At 70.8% G+C, this 21,264-nt stretch carries 16 protein-coding genes; 11 read left to right on the forward strand and 5 right to left on the reverse strand.

Translation table 11 applies throughout. From position 1 onward, the window contains the following. Positions 1–211 precede the first annotated feature (211 nt). Positions 212–1,456 carry a class I SAM-dependent methyltransferase gene (locus ACFWH5_RS05025; RefSeq protein ID WP_378832454.1) on the reverse strand — a complete coding sequence of 415 codons (1,245 nt, stop codon included), beginning with the start codon at positions 1,454–1,456 and terminating at the stop codon, positions 212–214. Positions 1,457–1,527: 71 nt separating this feature from the next. Between ACFWH5_RS05025 and ACFWH5_RS05030 the strand changes: the two genes are divergently transcribed. The 7 genes from ACFWH5_RS05030 (at position 1,528) to ACFWH5_RS05060 (ending at position 7,985) form a co-directional block, all read left to right on the forward strand. Continuing rightward, positions 1,528–2,187 (forward strand): TetR/AcrR family transcriptional regulator, encoded by a 660-nt coding sequence (locus ACFWH5_RS05030; RefSeq protein WP_378832456.1) that lies wholly within the window; start codon positions 1,528–1,530, stop codon positions 2,185–2,187. Further along, positions 2,184–3,131: an ABC transporter ATP-binding protein gene (locus tag ACFWH5_RS05035; protein WP_378832458.1), complete on the forward strand. Its 948-nt coding sequence runs from the start codon at positions 2,184–2,186 to the stop codon at positions 3,129–3,131. Before ACFWH5_RS05030 ends, ACFWH5_RS05035 begins: the two co-directional genes overlap by 4 nt. Further along, positions 3,128–3,928, forward strand: a complete 801-nt coding sequence (locus tag ACFWH5_RS05040) for an ABC transporter permease subunit (protein ID WP_378832460.1) — start codon at positions 3,128–3,130, stop codon at positions 3,926–3,928. The genes ACFWH5_RS05035 and ACFWH5_RS05040 overlap by 4 nt, the downstream gene beginning before the upstream one ends. Positions 3,929–3,985: 57 nt before the next feature. Beyond that, positions 3,986–5,914 (forward strand): DUF5107 domain-containing protein, encoded by a 1,929-nt coding sequence (locus tag ACFWH5_RS05045; RefSeq protein ID WP_378832462.1) that lies wholly within the window; start codon positions 3,986–3,988, stop codon positions 5,912–5,914. Positions 5,915–5,986: 72 nt separating this feature from the next. Continuing rightward, entirely contained in the window at positions 5,987–6,382 is a 396-nt protein-coding gene (locus ACFWH5_RS05050) for a GntR family transcriptional regulator (RefSeq protein ID WP_378832463.1), read from the forward strand. Beyond that, entirely contained in the window at positions 6,379–7,299 is a 921-nt protein-coding gene (locus ACFWH5_RS05055; protein ID WP_378832466.1) for an ABC transporter ATP-binding protein, read from the forward strand. Before ACFWH5_RS05050 ends, ACFWH5_RS05055 begins: the two co-directional genes overlap by 4 nt. After that, entirely contained in the window at positions 7,299–7,985 is a 687-nt protein-coding gene (locus ACFWH5_RS05060) for a hypothetical protein (protein ID WP_378832467.1), read from the forward strand. The genes ACFWH5_RS05055 and ACFWH5_RS05060 overlap by 1 nt, the downstream gene beginning before the upstream one ends. A 136-nt stretch (positions 7,986–8,121) precedes the next feature. Here ACFWH5_RS05060 and ACFWH5_RS05065 read toward each other — a convergent pair whose 3' ends face one another. Next, positions 8,122–8,709 (reverse strand): ArsR/SmtB family transcription factor, encoded by a 588-nt coding sequence (locus tag ACFWH5_RS05065; protein ID WP_378832470.1) that lies wholly within the window; start codon positions 8,707–8,709, stop codon positions 8,122–8,124. Positions 8,710–8,782: 73 nt separating this feature from the next. On the opposite strand from ACFWH5_RS05065, the gene ACFWH5_RS05070 reads away from it, so the two are divergent. The 4 genes from ACFWH5_RS05070 (at position 8,783) to ACFWH5_RS05085 (ending at position 15,090) form a co-directional block, all read left to right on the forward strand. Next, positions 8,783–10,153 (forward strand): MFS transporter, encoded by a 1,371-nt coding sequence (locus ACFWH5_RS05070; RefSeq protein ID WP_378832471.1) that lies wholly within the window; start codon positions 8,783–8,785, stop codon positions 10,151–10,153. A gap of 47 nt (positions 10,154–10,200) precedes the next feature. Further along, positions 10,201–10,866 carry a hypothetical protein gene (locus tag ACFWH5_RS05075; RefSeq protein ID WP_378832474.1) on the forward strand — a complete coding sequence of 222 codons (666 nt, stop codon included), beginning with the start codon at positions 10,201–10,203 and terminating at the stop codon, positions 10,864–10,866. Positions 10,867–11,007: 141 nt separating this feature from the next. After that, positions 11,008–13,452, forward strand: a complete 2,445-nt coding sequence (locus tag ACFWH5_RS05080) for a polysaccharide lyase 8 family protein (RefSeq protein ID WP_378832476.1) — start codon at positions 11,008–11,010, stop codon at positions 13,450–13,452. A gap of 213 nt (positions 13,453–13,665) precedes the next feature. Beyond that, a complete protein-coding gene (locus ACFWH5_RS05085; RefSeq protein ID WP_378832479.1) occupies positions 13,666–15,090 on the forward strand; it encodes a GH1 family beta-glucosidase in 1,425 nt (474 codons plus the stop codon). 55 nt (positions 15,091–15,145) lie between these two features. On the opposite strand, the gene ACFWH5_RS05090 is transcribed toward ACFWH5_RS05085, so the two are convergent. The 3 genes from ACFWH5_RS05090 to ACFWH5_RS05100 are packed head-to-tail and all read right to left on the reverse strand — an operon-like array spanning position 15,146 to position 21,258. Next, positions 15,146–16,906 (reverse strand): ABC transporter ATP-binding protein, encoded by a 1,761-nt coding sequence (locus ACFWH5_RS05090; RefSeq protein ID WP_378832481.1) that lies wholly within the window; start codon positions 16,904–16,906, stop codon positions 15,146–15,148. Further along, positions 16,899–18,755 carry an ABC transporter ATP-binding protein gene (locus ACFWH5_RS05095; protein WP_378832483.1) on the reverse strand — a complete coding sequence of 619 codons (1,857 nt, stop codon included), beginning with the start codon at positions 18,753–18,755 and terminating at the stop codon, positions 16,899–16,901. The genes ACFWH5_RS05090 and ACFWH5_RS05095 overlap by 8 nt, the downstream gene beginning before the upstream one ends. A gap of 55 nt (positions 18,756–18,810) precedes the next feature. After that, positions 18,811–21,258: a hypothetical protein gene (locus tag ACFWH5_RS05100; protein ID WP_378832486.1), complete on the reverse strand. Its 2,448-nt coding sequence runs from the start codon at positions 21,256–21,258 to the stop codon at positions 18,811–18,813. Positions 21,259–21,264: the final 6 nt, after the last annotated feature.

Here is a 21,264-nt window from a genome sequence, read left to right on the forward strand (position 1 = left end):
CGCCCGGGTGATGGTCACAAGGCCGTTTCGACACACGCTGTACTGACGGCACGGACGGGGATTTCGGATCCCCGCAAAGAACATCGACCGTACGTCCACGTCTCTTCGGGTACAGCTCGGGTCGAAAGAAGGACGCGGCCGCGGACTGGTCTTGAGGCCTCTCGGCCACCTAGCCACGCTAACGAATGGCTGATCCGGTGGCAAATCCTCGTTATCGAATCGTACTCTCACCTGGTGTTCTGTACACGGCGGTTTCGCGGCGGATGCTGCGTGTCACGGTGAATTTCGGTGTGCGATGCACCTGCTCGGTGGGGCCGACGTCGCGAGTGAGAGCGCGTCGGTGGTCGAGGTGGGAGTTGAACACCGTCCACACCTCGCCGCCCGGGCGCAGCAGTCGCGCCGCGGCCTGAATGAGGCGCCGGCCGGCTCCCTCGTGCACGCTCGCGCCGAGGTGGAACGGCGGGTTGAGCAGGACCAGATCCGCCCCCGCATCCGGAAGCTGCGAGCCGGCGTCGTCGAGGGTCACGCGCACCCGCTCGCCGAGCCCGTTCGCGGCCATCGTGGCCAGGGCGGAGCGCACCGCCGCAGCGGAGCGGTCGGTCGCGATCACATCGGCATCCGGATGCCGGAGCGCGAACGCCGCGGCGAGCGCGCCGGTGCCGCATCCCAGGTCGACGACGGTGGGCTCCGGCGGTGCGTCGAGCTCCGCCATCGCCTCAAGCAGCACGCGGGTGCCGATGTCGATGCGCGCCCCGGCGAACGCGCCGCCGTGCGCGCACAGCGTGAGCCCCGCGGCATCCGCCCCCGAGAAACCACTCTCGGCACCGGAAACCACTTCTGCCGTGGTTTCCGATGCGAAATGTGGTTTCTCACCGGGCAGCGTGTGGCGGATGCTGACCGGGAAGGGCAGCTCGGGCGGGACGGGCAGTGGCGCCGAGGCGATCACCAGGCGGGACTTGCGTTCGGCGCGCTGGGGCTGGACGGCGCCGAAGCACGTGGCGAGCACGTCGTTCTGGGCCAGGGTCATGTGCTTGACGCGGCCGCCGCAGACCAGCACGACATCGGGCGCCGCCCAGCGGGCCACCGCGTCGGCGACCTCCTCGAGTTCGGCGAGCGCCTTGGGCAGCTGCAGCAGCACCAGCGTCGCTCCGTCGAGCAGGTCGGGCTCGAGCTCGTGCGAGGTGAACCCGTCGAGGTCGAGGGCGGCGGCGTTGTTCGCCAGCGCCCTCCGGCCGGTCACCAGGTCCTGGTGCACGCGGATGCCGCGCAGGCCGGCGTCCGCGAGCGCCAGCGTGAGCGCGCCGTACTCGTCGCCGATGACCGCGATCCGGTCGCCGGCGATGCCGGCGGCCAGTGCGTACCCGACGAGGAGTTCGTCGGTGGCATCCCAGGCCTGCAGGTTCGGCGCCTCGACGTCGGGAAACCGCCGCAGCCGGCTGAAGTCGAAATCGGCCACCCGCTCACGATACCCGGGCGCTCCTGCGCCGGTCTTGACAGCACACTGAACACGCGTTTAGTCTGCTGTACATGCGTTCAGCTTCCGATGACCTCACGGCCCGAGCCCGCATTCGCGACGCCGCGATCCGCGCCTTCGCGAATGCCGGATTCGACGCGACCAGCATGCGCACGATCGCGAAGGATGCGGGAGTCAGTGCCGCCCTGATCGTGCACCACTTCGGCGACAAGAACGCGCTGCGCGCCGCGTGCGACGAGTATGTCGTCGCCGTGTTCATCGACGACAAGCACGATCTGATCGAGGCGCCGACGCCCGACCGCATCCGCGCCGCCCTGAACGACGTCGAGCGATACGGACCCTACCTCGACTACCTCGGGCGCATGCTGGCCGAGAGCTCGCCGGCCGCCGACCGGCTGTTCGACTCGATCGTGCAGGTCACCCGCGACGTGCTCGAAGAACAGCGCGAGGCCGGCCTGCTCGTCGACATGAGCGACCCCGAGATGACGGTGATGCTCATGGTGATGCTCGGGCTCGCGCCCGTGATGATGCGCACCCAGGTGAGCCGATCGCTCGGCCAAGACCAGCTCAGCACCGCCGGGTTGCTGCGCAGCACTCTGCCGACGCTGGAGCTGCTCACCCAAGGCATCTACGCCACCTCCGTGTTCCTCGACGGCGCGCGGCAGGCGATCAGTTCCCCGCAGGACGAAACCACCGAAGGAGGGGCGGCATGAGTTCCGTCATCGACATCACCGGTCTGCAGAAGAGATACGGGCGCCGCACGGCGGTGCACGGTCTCGACATGCACGTGAAGCCGGGCACGGTCTACGGGCTGATCGGCCCCAACGGCGCCGGCAAGACCACCACGCTGCGCACGCTCGTCGACATCATCCGCCCGACGGCGGGCACCGTCCGGGTGCTCGGCGAAGACCCGCGGCACGGCGGCGCGCGGCTGCGCCGGCGCATCGGGTACGTCCCGGGAGAGCTGCGCGTCGAGGGCCGCATCACGGGGCACCGCATGCTGTCGTTCTACGCCGGGGTCTCGGGCCCGGTCGCCCGCGGATACGCCGCTGAGCTCGCCGAGCGCCTCGGCGTCGACCTCTCGCGCCCCGTTCGCAGCCTCTCGAAGGGCAACAAGCAGAAGGTGGGCCTGATCCAGGCGTTCATGCATCGCCCCGAACTGCTCATCCTCGACGAGCCGACCAGCGGCCTCGACCCGCTCGTGCAGCGCGAGTTCCTGGCGATGGTGCGCGAGGCGCGCGATGCCGGGCAGACCGTGCTGCTCAGCTCGCACGTGCTCAGCGAGATCCAGCAGACCGCCGACGAGGTGGCGGTGCTGGCCCAGGGGCGCATCGTCGCCGACGGCGACGTGGCGTCGCTTCGCCTCGGATCGGTGCGCCGAGTGCGCGCGGGGATCGCGCAGACGGATGCCGCGCAGGCGCGCGCCGTCTTCGAGAGCATCCCCGGCGTGGAGGGACTCGAGTTCGCCGCATCCGACGGCGCCCTGCGGCTGAGCGCGACCGTCGAGGGCGGGATCGATCCGTTCGTGAAGGCCCTCGCCCGGTTCACCGTGCAGGACCTCACGATCGAAGAGCCGGACCTCGAAGAGAGCGTGCTGCGGCTGTACGGCCCGGCCACGACGACGCGTTCGCACGAAGACGAGGGAGATGCCCGATGAACCGCATCCTGCCGGTGTTCCGGCGCAGCATCCGCGAGTCATGGCGCAGCCTCATCGGCTGGAGCCTCGGCATCGCCGCCGTGCTGTTCCTCTACCTGCCGCTGTACCCCAGCTTCGGTGCCAGCGGACAGCTCGAGGACATCATTCAATCGCTGCCCACCGAGCTCGTCGAGACCCTCGGGTACGACCAGATCGCGTCGGGGGCGGGCTACGCGCAGAGCACCTTCTACGGTCTGATGGGCTTTCTGCTGCTCACCATCGCCGCGGTGCTGTGGGGCTCGGCGGCGATCGCCGGGGCCGAGGAGTCGGGGCGGCTCGAGCTGGACCTCGCGCACGGCATCGGTCGGATGCAGTACGCCCTCGAGTCCGCACTGTCGGTGCTGGTCCGGCTGCTGTGGCTGGGCGCGTTCTCGGGAGCGCTTGTGCTCGCGCTCAACGACCCGGCGCAGCTCGACATCCATCCACCGCACATCGTCGGCGCCGCCCTCGCTCTCACCGGCCTCGCCTTCCTCAGCGCCGCGGCCGGACTGTTCGCCGGTGCGCTGACCGGGCGTCGGGCATGGGCGACCGGTGTGGCGGCCGCCGTCGCCGTGCTCGGCTACGTGTTCCAGGCCGTGGCGAAGCAGTCCGATGATGTCGAGTGGCTGAACGCCCTGTCTCCCTACGCCTGGGTGTACCACCAGCCGCCGCTGCGCGACGGCGTCGACGTGGGCGGCCTGCTGCTGGTGTGGGGCATCGCGATCGTTCTCGCGGCTGCATCCGCCCTGGCTCTGTCCCGCCGCGACCTGCGGGGCTGACTCGGTCTTCGACACTCCCACGCGCAGGGCGAGCCACTCGCTACTGTGGGCATCATCATGGCCGCTTCACTGACGATCGCCCAGCAGTCCCTGCCCACCGCTCCGGTCGGCGCGTCGAATCCGCTCCCCGCCGTCGCGGCGATGCCGCAGGCGCCCTACGAGGCCGACACCGACGGGCTGCCCGACGAGATCGCGGCCAACCTGCGGTACGGGCAGGTCACGTCGATCCATCCCTACCTGCTGCAGGACGGCTACTCACGCGAGCGCACCGACGCCGCCATGCGCGTCGCCGTGCTCGAGAACGAGCACCTGCGCGCCGAGTTCGCGCTCGATCTCGGCGGGCGGCTCGTCCGGCTGCTCGAGAAGGCGACCGGGCGCGATCTGGTGTACCGCAACGCGATCTTCCAGCCGGCCAACCTCGCACTGCGAAACGCCTGGTTCTCGGGCGGCGTGGAATGGAACATCGGCATGCGCGGGCACTGGCCGCTCACCTGCGACCCACTCTATGCCGCCGAGGTGACCGGACCAGACGGCGAACCGGTGCTGCGCATGTGGGAGTACGAGCGCGTGCGCGGGCTGATCGTGCAGATCGATGCCGCCCTCGACGACCGGGTCGCCGCGCTGCACGTGCGGGTGCGGGTGCGCAACCCGCATCCGCACGAGACGGGCATGTACTGGTGGACGAACATCGCCGTCGCGCAGACGCCGGACTCGCGGGTGTACGCGCCGGCGACGCACGCCTATCGCACCGGCTACGACGGGGCGCTGCAGCATGTCGACGTCGCCGATCCCGATGTCAGCCGCCCGGCATCCGCACCCGCCGCGGCCGACTGGTTCTACGATCTGCCTGCGGCGGCGAAGGCGGAGGGCGAGCCAGTGCGCCCGTGGATCGCGGCTCTCGAGTCCGACGGCTCGGGCCTCGCGCACGTCTCGACGCCTCCGCTCGTCGGGCGCAAGCTGTTCGTCTGGGGCGACACGACGGGCGGGCGGCACTGGTGCGACTGGCTGGGCGGAAAGAACGGCGCGTACTTCGAGATCCAGGCCGGGCTCGCGACCACGCAGTACGAGCACCTCCGCATGCCCGGCCGGGCGACCTGGGAGTGGCGCGAGACGTTCCTTCCGCTGCAGATCGACGACGTCGCGGGCGACGCGGAGTGGGCCGAGGCGGTCGCCGCCGTCGGTGACGCGGTACGGGAGGCCGCGGATGCCGCACGGGCGGGCGCGCGCCTCGATGCCCTGAAGGATGCCGAGCCGACGCGGATGCTGCACAGCGGATCACCCTGGGGAGCGCTCGAGGCCGAGCTCGCCGCGCGCTGCGACGCCTCGTTCGACCCGCTGCCGGGCGTGCGCTTCGACCGGAATGCCCCCGGCGCAGGCGACTACTGGACGGCGCTGCTCGACCGCCGCACGGGAGAGGACGCGGAGCTCGCCGCGCCGCCGTCGTACGTCGCGGGCGAACGCTGGGAGCGGCTGCTCGCCGAGGCGCCCGCCACCTGGCTGACGCATCTGCACCGTGCGGTCATCGCCCACGCCCGCGGCGATCTCGCCGTGGCAGGCTCACGCTACGAGGCGTCGCTGCGACAGCGCCGTTCGCCGTGGGCACTGCGCGGCCTCGGACTGGTGCGGATCGCCGAGGGCGACACGGATGCCGGGATCGCGCACCTGACCGATGCGCTCTCGACCGAGCCGGACTGCGTGCCACTGGCGCTCGAGCTGGGCGCCGAGCTGCTGCGCGCCGGCCGCGCCGAAGACGCCCGCGGTCTGATCGGGTCACTGCCCCAGGAGGTGAAGGACGTCGGACGCGTGCGGATGCTCGCCATCCGTGCCGCCCTCGACGCCGGTGACCGCAACGCCGCCGGCCGCCTTCTCGAGGAGCGCTTCGAGGTGCCCGACATCCGCGAGGGGGAGCTCAGCATGTCCGACCTCTGGCGACAGGCCTTTCCCGACCGCCCGGTACCGGAGTGGTACGACTTCTCGATGAGTTGAGAACCAGCGCTTGACGTGCAGTCGGTTCAGTGGTTACCTAGTTGAGTAACTAACCACCGAACCGGAGGCGATGTGATCGACGACGGCAGGCCCCTGTTCCTCCAGATCGCCGAGGCGATCGAGGAATCCATCCTCGACGGCAGTCTCGCCGAGGATGCGCAGGCTCCTTCGACCAACGAACTCGCCGCGTTCCACCGCATCAATCCGGCCACCGCAGCGAAGGGCGTCGCCATGCTCGTCGACAAGAACGTGCTCGTCAAACGCCGGGGCATCGGCATGTTCGTCGCCCCCGGCGCACGCGACGTCCTGCTCGGCGAACGTCGCACGGCCTTCGCCGAACGATTCATCGACCCGCTTCTCGCCGAAGCCCGCACGCTGGGCCTCGGCGCCGAAGACCTCACCGCGCTGCTGCACGAGCGCACGCAGCTCGCGGAACGCACCGCATCCACAGAAGGGAGCCCCGCATGACCTCCGTCATCGAGGTTCGGAACCTCACCAAGCGCTACAAAGACAAGCTCGCCCTCGACGACGTCTCGCTGTCGATCGAGAAGGACACCATCTACGGACTGCTCGGCCGCAACGGCGCGGGCAAGACCACGCTGATGTCCATCCTCACCGCGCAGAACTTCGCCACCTCGGGCGAGGCGCGCGTCTTCGGCGAGGCGCCGTACGAGAACGCGAAGGTGCTCAGCCGCATCTGCTTCGTGCGCGAGAGCCAGAAGTACCCCGACGACGCCACGCCGACGCACGCCTTCCGAGCCGCCCGGCTCTTCTTCGACAACTGGGATCAGCAGCTCGCCGAGCGCCTGATCGACGACTTCCAGCTGCCGCTGAAGACGACGATCAAGAAGCTCTCCCGCGGTCAGCTGTCGGCGGTCGGGGTGATCATCGGCCTCGCATCCCGCGCCGAGATCACCTTCTTCGACGAGCCGTACCTGGGCCTCGACGCCGTGGCACGGCAGATCTTCTACGACCGCCTGCTCGAGGACTACGCCGAGCATCCGCGCACGATCATCCTGTCGTCCCACCTGATCGACGAGGTCGCGAACCTCATCGAGAAGGTCATCGTCATCGATCAGGGCCGGATCCTGCTCGATGAGGACACGGATGCCGTCCGCGGCCGTGCGTCGACGATCGTCGGCGACGCGGCCAAGGTCGAAGCCTGGGCTGCGGGCCGCGAGATCATCCATCGCGAGGCGCTCGGCCGCGTGGCATCCGTCACCGTCCTCGGGCACCTCTCCGAGGCCGACAGGGCCTCCGTCGCCGCTGCGGATCTCGACCTCGCGTCGGTGTCGCTGCAGCAGCTCATCGTCCGCCTGACGCAGAACGCGGCGCAGGCGGCATCCGCCGAATCCGCCACCACGCCCGCCGAGGAGGTCCGCTGATGCGACGCACACTGAACGTGGTCAGGCTCCAGCTGATCAACCGCGCCACCTTCATCTGGGTGCCGCTCATCGTGCTCGCCAGCGCCACCCTGGTGTCGGCGCTGATCTACGCCATGATCCCCGTCGACGAGCCGAAGTACGGCGGCGGCGGGCAGGCGCCGCTCTGGGTCTTCTTCGCCGTCGGCATGTCGGCGATGACGCTCACCTTCCCGTTCTCGCAGGCGATCAGCATCACCCGCCGGGAGTTCTTCGTCGGCACCATGCTGTCGGCGATGCTCGGCAGCGCCTTCATGGGCGTGCTGTTCCTGATCGGCGCCGGCATCGAGGTGCTGACCGGCGGCTACGGCGTGAACGGGTGGATGTTCTACCTGCCGTGGCTGTGGGAAGCCGGGCCGCTCGGCGCCTTCGTCGTCTACTTCACGCTGGCGCTGTTCTTCTTCATCGTCGGGTTCACCGGCGCGACCGTCTACAAGCGCTGGGGCGCGGTGGTGATCACCGTCGCGAGCCTCGCCATCGCGCTCGTGCTGGTCGGCCTGGTCTTCCTGGTCACCCGCCTGGAACTGTGGGGGCAGGTGTCGACCGTGATCATGAACCTCGGCGCCGTCGGTCTCGCACTGTGGGGGCTCGTCGGCGTCGTCGTGCTCGCCGGCATCTCGTTCCTCGCGTTCCGCCGCACCACCCCGTAGCCCGCTGAGCGGTCACGCTTCCGCGCCCCTGCGCGGCCTGCACGCCGAGAAGTCAGAAATGCCGGTTATGCACGCGCATAACCGGCATTTCTGAACTTTCGAGGGCATCCTTCGACGCCGTCGAGCGCGCGCAACGTCAGATCGTGTCGTCGGCGGCGACCAGGTCGACCTGCCAGTAGTGCGAGTCGGGAGCGTCGTCGTCGTGCGTCTTCTCGACGTCGATGAACGCCTGGGCGACTCGCTCCATGACCTGCGCGAACTCCGCCCTCGTCAGCCGCACGTGCCGCTGCTGGAACGTTCCGCGCATGACGGGGTCGCGCGCCTGAGTGTAGTCCGGCGCCCAGCGCACGACGCGACGCATCAGCTCACTGTGCTCCTCGGCGATGAGTCCCATGAACGCGACGCCGGCGGCCGGGTCCTCCATGGGATGCTCGGGCGTGCCCAACTCCAGGGAGTGGATCTCGGCGGGCTTCCACACCCGGTCGCGCCGGTCACGGGCATGTTCCGGCGACTCCTCGATCAGCCCGGCATCCGCGAGAACGCGAAGGTGGAAGCTGAGGGTGTTGGCGGCGACGTCGAGGGCGGATGCGAGGTCAGCGGCCCTGGCGTGCCCTTCGCGGACGAGCGCGTTGATGAGCCGGCGGCGCAGCGGGTTCGCGATGGCCTTCAGCATCGCGGAGGTCATCACGTTCGTGCCGCCGGGCCTGGCTCGCTCGTCTGCCATGCCTGAATACTACCCAGGAAACGTTGCGCGACTATAGTTGCGCAATTGAATTCGCGGATATAGCGTGATCGCCATGACCACATCGACGCCCGGGATCTGGAGCAACGCGCGGTACGTGCTCTGGCTGATCAGTGACACGGCGAAAGGCCTCGGCACCAGTCTGTTCGCCTTCGCCATCCCGTTGGTCGCCCTGTTCGTGACCGACTCCCCGGCCCAGGCCGGCATCATCGGCGGCGTCGGCATGGCCGTGCGGCTGGTGACGACCCTGTTCGGCGGGGTGCTCGCCGACCGCCACAGCCGCATCGCGATGATGCTGCTGGGTGCAAGCATCGCGACGGCACTGTCTCTCGGGTTCACGGTGCTCGCCTCGGCCGATGCGCTCACGTTCGCCACGCTGCTGCTGGTCGAGGTGCTGCTGGCCGCGCGGTCGGGTGCGTTCGAGCCGGCGAGCGAGAGCGCGATCAAAGAGATCGTGCCCGACGAGATGATGGGCCGTGCTCAGGCGGCGAATCAGGGTCGGGATGCGGCGCTGCAGCTCGCCGGCGGTCCGCTGGGGGGCCTGCTGCTCGCCGCGGGAGCGTGGCTGGTCGGTGTGGTGATGACCGTGGCGTACGCCGCGGCGGCGATCATGGCATGGATGCTGCGCGGCCGGATGTCCCGCGAGGCCGGCGCGGGCCCGATTCCCGGTCGCGGTGGCGACGTTGCGGAGCCGGCCGCGACGGACACGTCGGCCACGGCCGCACCTCCGGCATCCGCGCCTCCCGCATCCGCACGCAGGCCGAGCGCGCTTCGGGAGATGCGCGAGGGCTTCACCTGGCTGTTCGCGCGGCCGGATCTCGGCGGGGTGCTCGCGATCGTCACGGTGATCAACCTTGGCTTCAACGCCGGCAGCACGACCGTCATCTACGCGCTGCAGCAGAACGGCCACTCCGAGTTCACGATCGGGCTGATCGCGGCGGCGATCGGGGCCGTCATGCTCGTCGGCGCGATGTTCGCACCCCGCATCGTGACGCGGGTCGGCGCTGGTGTGCTCACCATCACGGGACTCTGCGTCGCGGCCGCCGGAGTGATCGCCCTGTCGGCGGTGCACGAGCCGTGGGCCATCGCGCTGGTCTTCGGCGCGGCGGTCTTCCTGCTGCCCGCACTCAATGCGGGCATGATGGGCTACTTCATGGTGGCGACGCCGACGCACCTGCTGGGGCGGGCGAACAGCGCGGCGGGAGTGCTGGGCATGGGGGCGATGCCGCTGGCGCCGCTGATCGCGGGATTCGGGCTGTCGCTCGCCGGCCGCACGCCGACGATCCTGTTCTGCGGCGCCCTGTGTCTGGTCGCCGTGCTGCTGGCCGTGATCAACCGGCCGCTGCGCTCGCTGCCCGCCGAGGCGGGCTGGGCCGCGCACGCCCGGCAGTTCGAGGTGGCAGAGGCGCCGGCGCCGCTGCGCTGACCCGCGGGCGCCTGTGCGGCCTGTGCGGCCTGTGCTACGTTGACGCCATGCACCAGGGGGATGCCACGACCGAGCTCACGTCCGGAATCTCCCGGCGATCCTTCGTACAGGGAGCGGCCTGGTCGGTTCCGGTGGTCGCCTCCGCGGTCACGATGCCGCAGGCGAGCGCCTCGGTCGCCTCGCCGTTCACCATCTCGTGGGGTCCGGTGACGCCGTTCTCCACGCTGCGGTACGACGACGACACCTTCGTCCCGGTCGAGCGGATGGGCAACTCGCTGGCGTACTCGGCGCTTCTCGTCGTCGCGTCCGAGCCCAACGCGTCCGACCTGACCGTCGAGTTCGTCACCGGGGCCTCCGCTTCGGGACACACCAACCATCTGGGTGAGTTCGCCAGCGGCGTCGGAGTGTGGAATCTGGGCCCCCATCCCCGGGTCGAGTGGCTCGAGGGCGATCGCACGATCCGTTCACTCCCGGTCACGTCCCGGTTCCTCATTCCGGCGAACACCCTCCGGTCCGGCGACAACATGCTCCCGATCGCGTGGAAGCTCACGCCGACGGCCATCGCGTACCCGGGGCCGTTCGGCCGCACGGGCTACGACTTCAGGACGACCGTCACGTACGAAGGCCAGACCGTCTTCTCGAGCTACGCACAGGGCAATCTCACGGACAGCACCGAGCCGGTGCAGCTCGAGGCGAACGACATCCACGGCTGAGATTCGGCGCTGACCCGCTGCCTCTCGGCCCGCCCGCCCCGCCGCGAGTGCCCGCGGTCTATTTGTTCATCCCCTCTACTATTCGGGATGGAAAGCGTATACCGTGGCCTCCACACCCCTCAACCCCTCAGGAGGCCGATGATGTCCCCCCTCGAAGTCAATCGCCGCTCGTTCCTCGCCCTGCTGGGCGCCGGCACCCTGGTGACGCTTACCGCAGAATCCGCCGCCGCCGGCACGCGCAGCACGACCGTCTTCGGCGCCGCCGCCGACGACCCGCTCGGCGCCCTCATCGCACGGCGCCGCATCATGCTCGCCGGCGACGGCAGCGCCGCATCCGTCCCCGAGCTCGCCGGTGTGCTCGAAGACATGAGCGCGAAGGCGGCCGCCAGCTGGCAGGCGATGGTGCGCCCCGCGGCATCCCCCGGCATCTGGCCGGACCTCCCCCTCGCCGGGGTGAGCGGCACGACGCTCTCCGGCAACATGGGCGTCACCTTCAACCGCATTTTCGACAACGCCCTGGCCTACTCGACGGCCGGCTGCACACAGCACGGCGACAGCGCACTGGCCTCCGACCTCGCCGACGCGCTCCGCTACCTCAGCACCGACATCTACCGGGCCGGCCGCTCGGCCGTCGGCAACTGGTGGTTCTGGGAGATCGGCGTGCCCCGCAAGGCGGCCGACATCCTCGTCCTGCTGCACGACGTCGTGCCCGCCGAAGTGCGCACCGCGCTGCTGGCGGCCGCTCGGTACTTCACCCCGAACCCGAACTGGCGCGGGCGTGGCACGAGCTTCGCCGAGACGGGTGCGAACCGCACCGACAAGTCGCTGTCGTGCGCGCTGCGCGGCATCCTCGACGACCGCCCCGACGAGATCGCGCTCGCCCGCGACGCGCTCAGCGACACCGTGCGGGGCGGACGCAACAGCGTCTTCGGCTACGTCACGAGCGGTGACGGATTCTACACCGACGGCTCCTTCGTGCAGCACGGTTACCTGCCCTACGTCGGCACCTACGGCGTGGTCACGCTCGGCGGCATCGCCGAGATCCTCGGGCTGCTGGGTGGCAGCGAGTGGGACGTCGTCGACCCGAACAAGTCGGTGATCCTGGATGCCGTCGAAGGCGCGTACGCTCCGTTCATCTGGAACGGCCGCATGATGGACACCGTGCGCGGCCGTGCCGTGTCGCGCCAGGCGGCACCCGACTACGTCGACGGCGCCGGGGCGATGACCGCCATCCTGCTCCTCGCTCAGGGTGCCGGCGAGCCGTACCGCAGCCGCTATCTGTCGCTCGTCAAGGGCTGGCTGCAGCGCAGCAGCGAGAAGCAGTACGGGCTGCCCTCGCAGACCGTCGCGAAGTCGCTGCTGGTGACGTCGATCCTCGGTGACGACGCGGTCGAGCCCGCGCCCGCGCCGGTGTACACCAAGGCGTTCGGCGACCAGGACCGCCTCGTGCACCACCGCCCGGACTTCAGCGCGGTGGTGAACATCTCGTCGAAGCGCATCGGCCGGTACGAGTGGGGCAACCGCGAGAACAACGTCGGCTGGTACCAGGGCGACGGCCTGACCTTCTTCTACAGCCCGACCGACCCGGGCCAGTTCAGCGCCGACTTCTGGCCGACGGTCGACCCGTACCGCCTGCCCGGCACGACCGTGACCGCCGAGCCGCGCGCGAACGGAGCCACCGACGGCACCGGCATCCCCCGGGCGTTCCAGGCGTTCGGCGGCGGACTCGCCCTCGACGATCGCTGGGGCATCCAGGGCATGGATCACCTCAACCACAACAGGACGCTGAGCGCGCGCAAGTCGTGGTTCTTCCTCGACGACAAGGTGGTGTGCCTCGGCGCGGCGATCGCCTCGGCATCCGGCCACGAGGTCTTCACCACCATCGACAACCGCTCCTTCGCGGTCGGCGACGTGCCGAACGTGCGCACCGACAACCGCAATCGCCGGATGGCCCCCGACGGGGAGGCGGTGACGGTCCGCCGCAACGTGCACATCATGGGCCACGGCGGGTACGTGTTCCTGAAGGGCGAGAACGTCAGCGGCGAAATCGACGTGCGTGTCGTGCGCCGCACCGGCGACTGGAAGACGATCAACTCCGGCTCCGACACCGGCGGCACGGACGAGCCGAAGACGCGCGACTACGTCACGGTCACGCACCACCACGGCACGGACCCCGCGGGTGGCGGCTACGCGTACATGGTCCTGCCGAACGTGAAGCACTCGGTGACGTTCACCGAGTCGGACGCGCCCACCGTCGAGGTGGTCGCCAACAACGACCGGGCGCAGATGATCCGGGTGGCAGGCGAGGGCCTGGTCCTGGCGAACTTCTTCGCCGCGGCGGAGGCTCACGGCGTCACGGCGAGCGGGCCCTGCTCGGTCGCGGTGCGGACGGATGCCGGGCGCACCACCGTCGCGGTCTCCGACCCGAGCCGCACCCAGTCGGTCGCCCGCGTCACGCTGGCCGACGCCGTCGGCGCGTCGGTGGTCGAGGCGGATGCCGGGGTGCGCGTCGTCTCGGCATCGCCGCTCACCCTGGAGTTCGCGCTCGACGGTCACGGCCACTCGAAGCGGATCGTGCTCGGCTGAGCATCCGCACCGCATCGGCGGCCCGGGCCCTGCGGCTCGGGCCGCCGTCGCCGGACGATACTCGACCAGGCACAGCGGGCGCGCTTGCCGGATCAGAAACGCATCCGAGACGCCACTCTCCGATGCGTTTTTGATCCCGCATACAAGGTCGCCCGCCCACGACAACGGCGTTCGAATGTGGCAACGATCCCACATTTGCGGCAGACTCGTGTCGTGACCACGACACCCTTCCCCGCCGACTTCCTCTGGGGAGCAGCGACCAGCGCCTACCAGATCGAGGGATCCCTCGACGCCGACGGACGGGGGCGCTCCGTCTGGGACGCGTTCGCCGAGCGGCCGGGCGCGATCGAGGGCGGCGGAGACGCCCGCATCGCCTGCGACTCCTACCGCCGCTGGCGGGAGGACGTCGACATCCTCTCTGATCTCGGGATGCGGGCGTACCGGTTCTCGCTGGCCTGGTCGCGCATCATGCCCGACGGCCGCGGCACGCCCAACGCTCGCGGGCTCGACCATTACGAGCGCATCGTCGACACGCTGCGCGAGAAGGACATCGAGCCGATCGTCACGCTGAATCACTGGGACATGCCGGAGGCGCTGATGGCGCACGGCGGCTGGGCCGGCCGTGAGAGCGTGGATGCGTTCGCGGAGTACGCTGCCGCCGCATCGGACCGGCTCGGCGACCGGGTCGGATGGTGGATCACCCAGAACGAGCCCTGGATCATCCAGCTGCTCGGCTACCAGCTGGGGCTGCACGCGCCCGGCGTCAGCGACCTGCGCGCGGCCGTGGCGGCGGGGCACCATGTGCTGCTCGGCCATGGAGCCGCCGTCGACGCGATGCGCTCCACGACGAACGGACGCATCGGCGCCGCTCTCAACCTGCTTCCGTGCGTGCCGGCCAGCGACAGCCCCGAGGATGCGGCGGCGGCGCACGGCTCGGACGGATACGTCAACCGATGGTTCCTCGACCCGCTGCTGTCCACCGGCTACCCCGATGACATGCGCGCCCACTGGGAGCGCGCGATCGGGGCATCGCTCGACGACATCATCCGGGACGGCGACGAGAAGGCCATCGGCGACCGCAGCGACTTCCTCGCCGTGAACTTCTACACGCACCGCGTGATGGCGGCCGCCGAGCCCGGCCCCGACCGGCCGTTCCCGTGGCAGGTCGTCGGCTCCACGGGAGAGGTGGAGCGCACCGACGAGGGCACCGAGATCGTGCCGGACGCCCTGCGTGATCTGCTGCTGCGACTGCACCGCGACCACCCCGGCGTGCCGTTGATGGTCACCGAGAACGGGGCGATCTACGGCGATTCGCCCACCCACGACGGGCGCGTCCACGACGTGCGCCGCACGCGCTACCTGCGCGCACACGTGGTGGCGATGGCCGAGGCGCTCGAGTCGGGGGTGCCGCTCGTCGGCTACACGCACTGGTCCCTGCTCGACAACTTCGAATGGGCGCTCGGCTACCGGCCCCGCTTCGGCCTGGTCTACGTCGACTTCCGCACCGGTGAGCGCATCGTGAAGGACAGCGCGCGGCACTATGCCGAGATCGTGCGGGCGGGAGGGCTGCCGGGCGACGACCGGCGCCCCGGCGACGCACAGACCCCCCTCGTGGACAGCCTCGGCGCGTTCGGCTGAGCCGAAAAGTCAGCCCTCGCCGGATCCGGCGATCAGTCCTCGCCTGATCGGGGGATCAGTCCTCGCCCTCCGGCTCCGCCTGCCACGAGCGCCACAGCGCCGCATACTCGCCGTCGAGGCTGACCAGCTCGTCGTGCGAGCCGGACTCCACGATCTCGCCGTCGCGCATGACGATGATGCGATCGGCATCGCGGGCGGTGTGCAGCCGGTGCGCGATGGCGATCACCGTGCGGCCGGCGAGCACGCGGTCGAGCGACTGCTCCAGCCCTCTCGCCGCGCGCGGATCGAGCAGCGACGTGGCCTCGTCGAGCACCAGGGTGTGCGGATCGAGCAGCACCAGTCGCGCCAGCGCCAGCTGCTGAGCCTGAGCGGGCGTGAGAACCACTCCGCCGGATCCGACGACGGTCTCCACGCCGTGCGGCATCGCCCGGACCCAGCGCAGCGCACCCACCACCGAGAGCGCCTCCTCGAGCTCGCCGTCGCGCGCGTCGGGCGCCGCCAGGCGCAGGTTGTCGGCGAGCGTGCCGACGAACACGTGGTGCTCCTGTGTCACCAGCGCCACGTGCCTGCGCAGGTCGGAGAGCGGGATGCTCATCACATCGACCCCGCCGAGCTCCACCGTTCCCTCTCGAGGGGCGTTGACGCCCGTGAGCAGTCGCGCGAGGGTCGACTTGCCCGACCCGGAGGGCCCGACGATCGCGATGCGTTCACCCACCTCGGGGACGAGATCGACGCCGCGCAGCACATCGACGCCGTCGCGATAGCCGAAGCGGATGCCGCGCGCGGCCAGCTGATCGCCCTGCGGGCGCCCGTCCGCCCCGGGGCGGTCTGAGGGGACGAGATCGACGCCGACGATGCGCGCGAGGGCCGTGGTGCCCACCTGCAGCCGGTCCATCCAGTTGACGAGCTCTTCCACCGGGCCGGTCAGCTGCATGGCGTACAGCGCGATCGTCGTCACCGCGCCCACGGTGGCAAGACCGCCGTCGAGCAGGAAACCGCCCCAGAGCAGCACGACGATGACCGGCAGCAGGAATCCGAGCGTGGTCAGCGGGTACCAGACGCTGCGCAGGCCCAGCGTGTAGCGCTCCGCGGCATCGCGCTCGGCCAGCGCGCGGTCGATTTTGAGCCGCTGCACCGGTGCCAGCGCCAGCGCATCGATCGTGCGGGCACCCTCGACGGTCTCGTTGACCACGCCCACCATCCGCCCGTACGACGCGAGCTGGCGGCGGTACCCGGGGCCCGATCGCCGCAGATACCAGCGGCTGCTCAGCACGATCAGCGGCACCGCGGCCAGCACGCCGACGGCGACCAGCGGATTCATCAGGAAGGCGGCGCCGAGGGTGAGCAGGATCGTCATCCCGGTCACCAGGAGCCTCGGCACGCCGAAGCGCACGGTCTGCGCCACGGCGTCGATGTCGCTCGTGGTGCGCGAGAGCAGGTCGCCGGTGCCCGCGCGCTCGACGATCGACAGCGGCAGGGCGGTCACCGTGGCGAGGAAGTTCTCGCGCAGCCGCGCGAACACCGACTCACCCAGCCGCAGCGAGGCGAACTGCGCGAACCGGGTGGCCGTGGCCTGCACGGCGACGGCGGCGGCCAGCAGAATCAGCAGCAGGTCGACGCCGCTGACCTCGAGCGTGCCCGACGACAGCCCCTCGATCATGCGCCCGATCACCCAGGGGGCGATCAGGCCCGACATGGCCGCGATCGCGTGCAGGCCCACCACGAGGGCCAGTTCGCCGCGATGCGCGCGCACGAGCTCGACCCCGACCCTGCGCACGCCGGCGCCGTCTGCGATCGGCAGCCCCGCCTCAGACATCGTCGTCCTCCTGCTGGATCACCCGGATCGCGCCGGTCTCGGTCGCCTGCGTCCACAGCGTCTCGATCGATCCGGTCCAGGCCGCCTCGAGATCCTCGCCGGCACCGGGCTCCGCCGTGCTGGTGGTGCGCGCGACGACGCGCCGGTAGCGCGCACCCACGACATCCGTGCGGCGCAGCAGCTCCTCGTGCGTGCCCGAGCCGATCACCTCGCCGTCGTGCAGCACGTGCACCACATCGGCGTGATCCAGCAGCAGCGGGCTCGCCGACACCACGACGGTCGTGCGGCGCTCGCGGGCACGGGCGAGGCGCGCGGCGATGATCGCCTCGGTGTTCGCGTCGAGGGCGCTGGTCGGCTCGATGAGCACGAGCACCTCGGCATCCGTGAGCAGCGCACGTGCCAGGCTGAGCCGCTGCCGCTGCCCACCGGAGAGCACCGAGGCCCGCTCGGGCACGTGCTGCTCGAGTCCGGCGGGCAGGGCGTCGACGGCGTCGCCGGCGGCGGCCACCCCGAGCGCGTGGTCGATGCGCGAGCGCCGCGCGGCCGGCGAGGCGGAGCGCTCCGGTCCGCGGATGCCGGGCGTGTACAGACTGTCGCGCAGCCGGCCGGTGAAGATGTGCGGTGTGGCGTCGCTGACCACGATCCGCCTGCGCAGCTCGCGCACCGGGATGCGCCGCAGATCGATGCCGCCCCACAGCACCGGGGACTGCACGCGATCGTCGAAACGGCCGAGACGGGTGGCGATGCGCGCGGTCTCATCGGCATCCTCGCCGACGAGGGCGGTGAGCCGACCGGGCTCCACGACGACGCCGGAGGCGACGTCGACGAGGTCGGCGCCCTGGCCGGGGGCGGCTTCCGGATGCTCGGGGTCGCTCACCGCGCGCTGGACGCGCAGCACGTCGAGCACGCGGGACGTGGCGACGAATCCTCGCGCGAACGCCTGGCTCGCCTCGACCGTCGTGCGCAGCGGAACGATGAGGAACACCGAGTAGCCGTAGAAGGTGACCAGCTGGCCAGGGGTGATCTCGCCGGCGAGCACGAGCCGCGCGCCGAACCAGACGACGACGGCCACGAAGAGCCCTGGCAGCAGGATCTGCAGCCCGTCGAGCCACGAGCCGAGCCGGGCGACCTCGATCGCCCTGCCGCGCAGCGCCGACGAGCGCTTGGCGTAGCGCCGGACGAACTGCTCCTCGCCGCCGACGCCGCGCAGCACCCGCAGTCCGACGACGGTGTCGGCGGCGAGCTCGGTGAGCGCCCCCTGCTCGGCCCGCCATGCCGCCTGCCGCCGGGCGAGCGGGCGCACGAAGAGCGTCAGCACCGCGACGAGCACCGGCATGCCGACGAGCACGAACAACCCGAGCGCGGGCGACGTGAGCATCGTCACCACCCCGACCGCCGCGTAGGCGACGACTCCTCCCGAGAAACGTGCGGTCACATCGAACATCTCGCCCACCCGCAGCGCGTCGTTCGCGACCGTCGATGCGACCTCGCCGGCGGACGTCTCGGTGGCGATCGCCGTTCCGGTCTCGGCGCTGTGATAGCCGACCAGCCGCGAGACGCCCAGCGACGACCGCAGCCAGTTCGACACCGCCATGCGGTGGCGCAGCACGGCGAACAGCGCCTGCGCGAGGGCGACGACGAGCAGTCCGGCGCACCAGGGTGCGACACCGCGCAGCCCCGCGTCGAGACCGCCGTCGACCGCCCGGCCCAGCAGGTACGGCCACACCACCTGGCACAGCATCCAGAGCACCCCGAACACCACGCCGCCGATCAGCGTCGCGGGCTGCCGTGCGGCCTGCCACAGCAGCAGGCGCCACGGCGACCCGGTCGGCGGCCGCGGGATGCTCATGCCGACGCCCCCGCCTCGCCGCGCGAGGACGGGCCGTCCGCCGCATCGTGCGATCTCATGATGGTGACAGGTGCAGGTCGGCCACGCGCTGGGCCGGCACGATGACGCTGTGCGCGGGCAGCCCGGGGCCCGACACCTGCGCTTCGACCGAATCGTCGGTGATGTTCCGCAGCCGCACCCGCACGCCCTCCGCCGTCGGGCGCAGCTCGGCCAGCAGGGCATCGGCCGGGGCGACCGTCACCGGCGGCACGCTCGCGACCGTCGGGATCGCCGTGACGTGACGGGCCTGCAGCGGCTCCAGCAGGTCGCGCCCGAACCGGCGCACCTCCGCGGGCGAGACGGCCGCGACCGGCCGGAACCGGTACCGGAATCGCCGGGTGATCTCCTGCCTGGCCTGGAAGTTCGTGAAGTGCAGGTTGTTCGCGAGCCAGCTGTGCACGTGGCCGGCGCCGGCCTCGAGCTCACGCGCCCATGCGCCGGTGTGGAACCCGCCCAGCTGCACGAGGGGCGCGTCGAACGACCCCCACAGGACGCCCCCTCCGTCGCCCGACACACCGACGGCGTGCTGGATCGAGTACCAGTCGCGGCTCGTGTCCGGCAGCTGCTGGCGCCCGGCCGCGAACACCGCCCCGGCGGTCTCGACGAGGAAGTCCGGATCGCCGACCCGGAACGGGAATGACACGAACACGCTCTCCGGCTCGAAGCGCTCCGGTTTGCTCAGCCGCACGTCGAGGTAGACGTCGGCGGTGTCGTCGGTCACGACGAGGGTGGTCTCGATGTGCGGGATGCCGGGGGCGGCGCTCTGCCATCGGATCTCGGTCACTCCGCCCGCGGTGCGCACCCGCACCGGTCCATCGCCCGTGGCGATCCGCCGGCGGAAGGCAGGACCGGGATGGTCGGGGTGGAAGAGCTTGGGCGAGACCGTGACCATCGGATGCCGCGAGCCGGGCTCGACCTGCTCGTCGACGACGGCCCCGAGCGGGATGCCCGCATCGCCGTCGACCAGTTCGCGGCCGTCGGTCGTGTCGATCAGGGAGACGACGCCGCCACGCGCCGGGTCGACGTCGATCCGGTAGCGGCCGGCGCGGATCGGGCCGTCGGCGATGGTCTCCTCACCCTGCGGCGGGACGGGCAGCACGACGACGCCGAATCCGTCGACCTCGACGACGGCACGCGCCCGGCGAATGCCGGCGACCTCGACGTCGACCGTCTCGCGGCGCCGGCCCTCGGTCGGGTTGACGACCACGATGCCCTCGTCGTCCGCCGCCTCGCCGCCCGTGGTGTGCACGTACCGGAACCAGCCCTCGATGGCGAGATCGCGGGCGTGGTCATAGGCGTCGTAGGCGTAGCCGGACGTGGCGTTGTGATGGGAATGACTGAACGTCGAGTGCGGCTTGGAGTACGTCTCCCAGCTGCCCCAGGTGTGCTCGCCGTACAGCAGCAGCTGCTCGTCGATGTGCCCGAGCACCTCGTCGATCTCGGCGGCCGAGCGGTGGCGCACCGGGCCCCTCCGGTAGCCGAGCACGTCGAAACCGGTCTGCGCGCCGTCGCCGGAGAGCAGCGACAGCGACAGCGAGGTCTGCGCGGCGCGGGCGAAACTGCGCGCCTCGCGGTACACGGCGACCTCACGAGCAGTCGAGCCGTGCCCGTGCGACCACCAGTCGGCCCATTCTCCCCTCACCACCGGCACCTCGGCGCCCTCGGCCTCGATCTCGTCGAGCGCCTCGTCGACGGTCGCGGTGCGCATCGGCAGCTCCGGATGCCGTGCGTTCCATGCCCTCACGACGTCGAGGAAGAGCGCGGTCGGCCAGCGGTTGTCGTTGCCGGCGTGCACGATGGCCGTGCCCCAGGGGTAGTCGTCGCGGCCGTCGAGCTCGCGCACGAACGCGGCGATGCGCTCCTCGGCGAGGGCGGTGTCGCCGTCGACGATGCCCCACTCCTCACCGAACCCGTAGTGCGTGGAAAGCCAGACGAACACGCCGCGCCCCGACGGCCCCTCCCACCGGAACCCGCTGGGCTGACGGAAGGGGGGCCTGCCGTGATCGGGGTTCAGCGCCATCAGCAGCCGGCTGATGCCGGCATCCGCCATCTGGTCCACCACACCCCAGGAGAGCCCGTTCACGTCGCCGTGCTGCTGGGTGCGGATCGGGATGCCGAGTTCGCGGATGCGGTCGAGCATCTCGTACGCGGCATCGAATTCGAAGACGCTCGGCAGCTGCGTCATGTTGAGGTACCCACCGGTGACGGAGAGCCCTCCCCCCTGTGCGAGATCGGCGAGCCGGGCCTTCTGCTCCGCGGTCGCGGAGCGCAGGAACTCGAGCACCGGGCGGGCGACCTCGAAGGTCCACCGGAAGGCGTGCGGCCCGGCGGGCGGATGCTGCTCCGCGAGTTCGAGCACGCGATCGACGGTGCGGGCGTGCATCCGATCGATCAGCCGGGGACTGTTCGTGTATCCGACGTCGTGATGAGTGTGGCCGAGAAGAAGGATCTGGCGGATCGGCATCGCGGA

Source organism: Microbacterium sp. NPDC058345, from assembly GCF_042723855.1.
Classification (GTDB): Bacteria; Actinomycetota; Actinomycetes; order Actinomycetales; family Microbacteriaceae; genus Microbacterium.

Bases quoted from the DNA above. Each gene is read 5' to 3' on its own strand.
- ACFWH5_RS05030 (WP_378832456.1), top strand. From the start codon at position 1,528: ATGCGTTCAGCTTCCGATGACCTCACGGCCCGAGCCCGCATTCGCGAC.
- ACFWH5_RS05035 (WP_378832458.1), top strand. From the start codon at position 2,184: ATGAGTTCCGTCATCGACATCACCGGTCTGCAGAAGAGATACGGGCGC.
- ACFWH5_RS05040 (WP_378832460.1), top strand. From the start codon at position 3,128: ATGAACCGCATCCTGCCGGTGTTCCGGCGCAGCATCCGCGAGTCATGG.
- ACFWH5_RS05045 (WP_378832462.1), top strand. From the start codon at position 3,986: ATGGCCGCTTCACTGACGATCGCCCAGCAGTCCCTGCCCACCGCTCCG.
- ACFWH5_RS05055 (WP_378832466.1), top strand. From the start codon at position 6,379: ATGACCTCCGTCATCGAGGTTCGGAACCTCACCAAGCGCTACAAAGAC.
- ACFWH5_RS05060 (WP_378832467.1), top strand. From the start codon at position 7,299: ATGCGACGCACACTGAACGTGGTCAGGCTCCAGCTGATCAACCGCGCC.
- ACFWH5_RS05065 (WP_378832470.1), bottom strand. From the start codon at position 8,709: ATGGCAGACGAGCGAGCCAGGCCCGGCGGCACGAACGTGATGACCTCC.
- ACFWH5_RS05070 (WP_378832471.1), top strand. From the start codon at position 8,783: ATGACCACATCGACGCCCGGGATCTGGAGCAACGCGCGGTACGTGCTC.
- ACFWH5_RS05075 (WP_378832474.1), top strand. From the start codon at position 10,201: ATGCACCAGGGGGATGCCACGACCGAGCTCACGTCCGGAATCTCCCGG.
- ACFWH5_RS05080 (WP_378832476.1), top strand. From the start codon at position 11,008: ATGTCCCCCCTCGAAGTCAATCGCCGCTCGTTCCTCGCCCTGCTGGGC.
- ACFWH5_RS05090 (WP_378832481.1), bottom strand. From the start codon at position 16,906: ATGTCTGAGGCGGGGCTGCCGATCGCAGACGGCGCCGGCGTGCGCAGG.
- ACFWH5_RS05095 (WP_378832483.1), bottom strand. From the start codon at position 18,755: ATGAGCATCCCGCGGCCGCCGACCGGGTCGCCGTGGCGCCTGCTGCTG.
- ACFWH5_RS05100 (WP_378832486.1), bottom strand. From the start codon at position 21,258: ATGCCGATCCGCCAGATCCTTCTTCTCGGCCACACTCATCACGACGTC.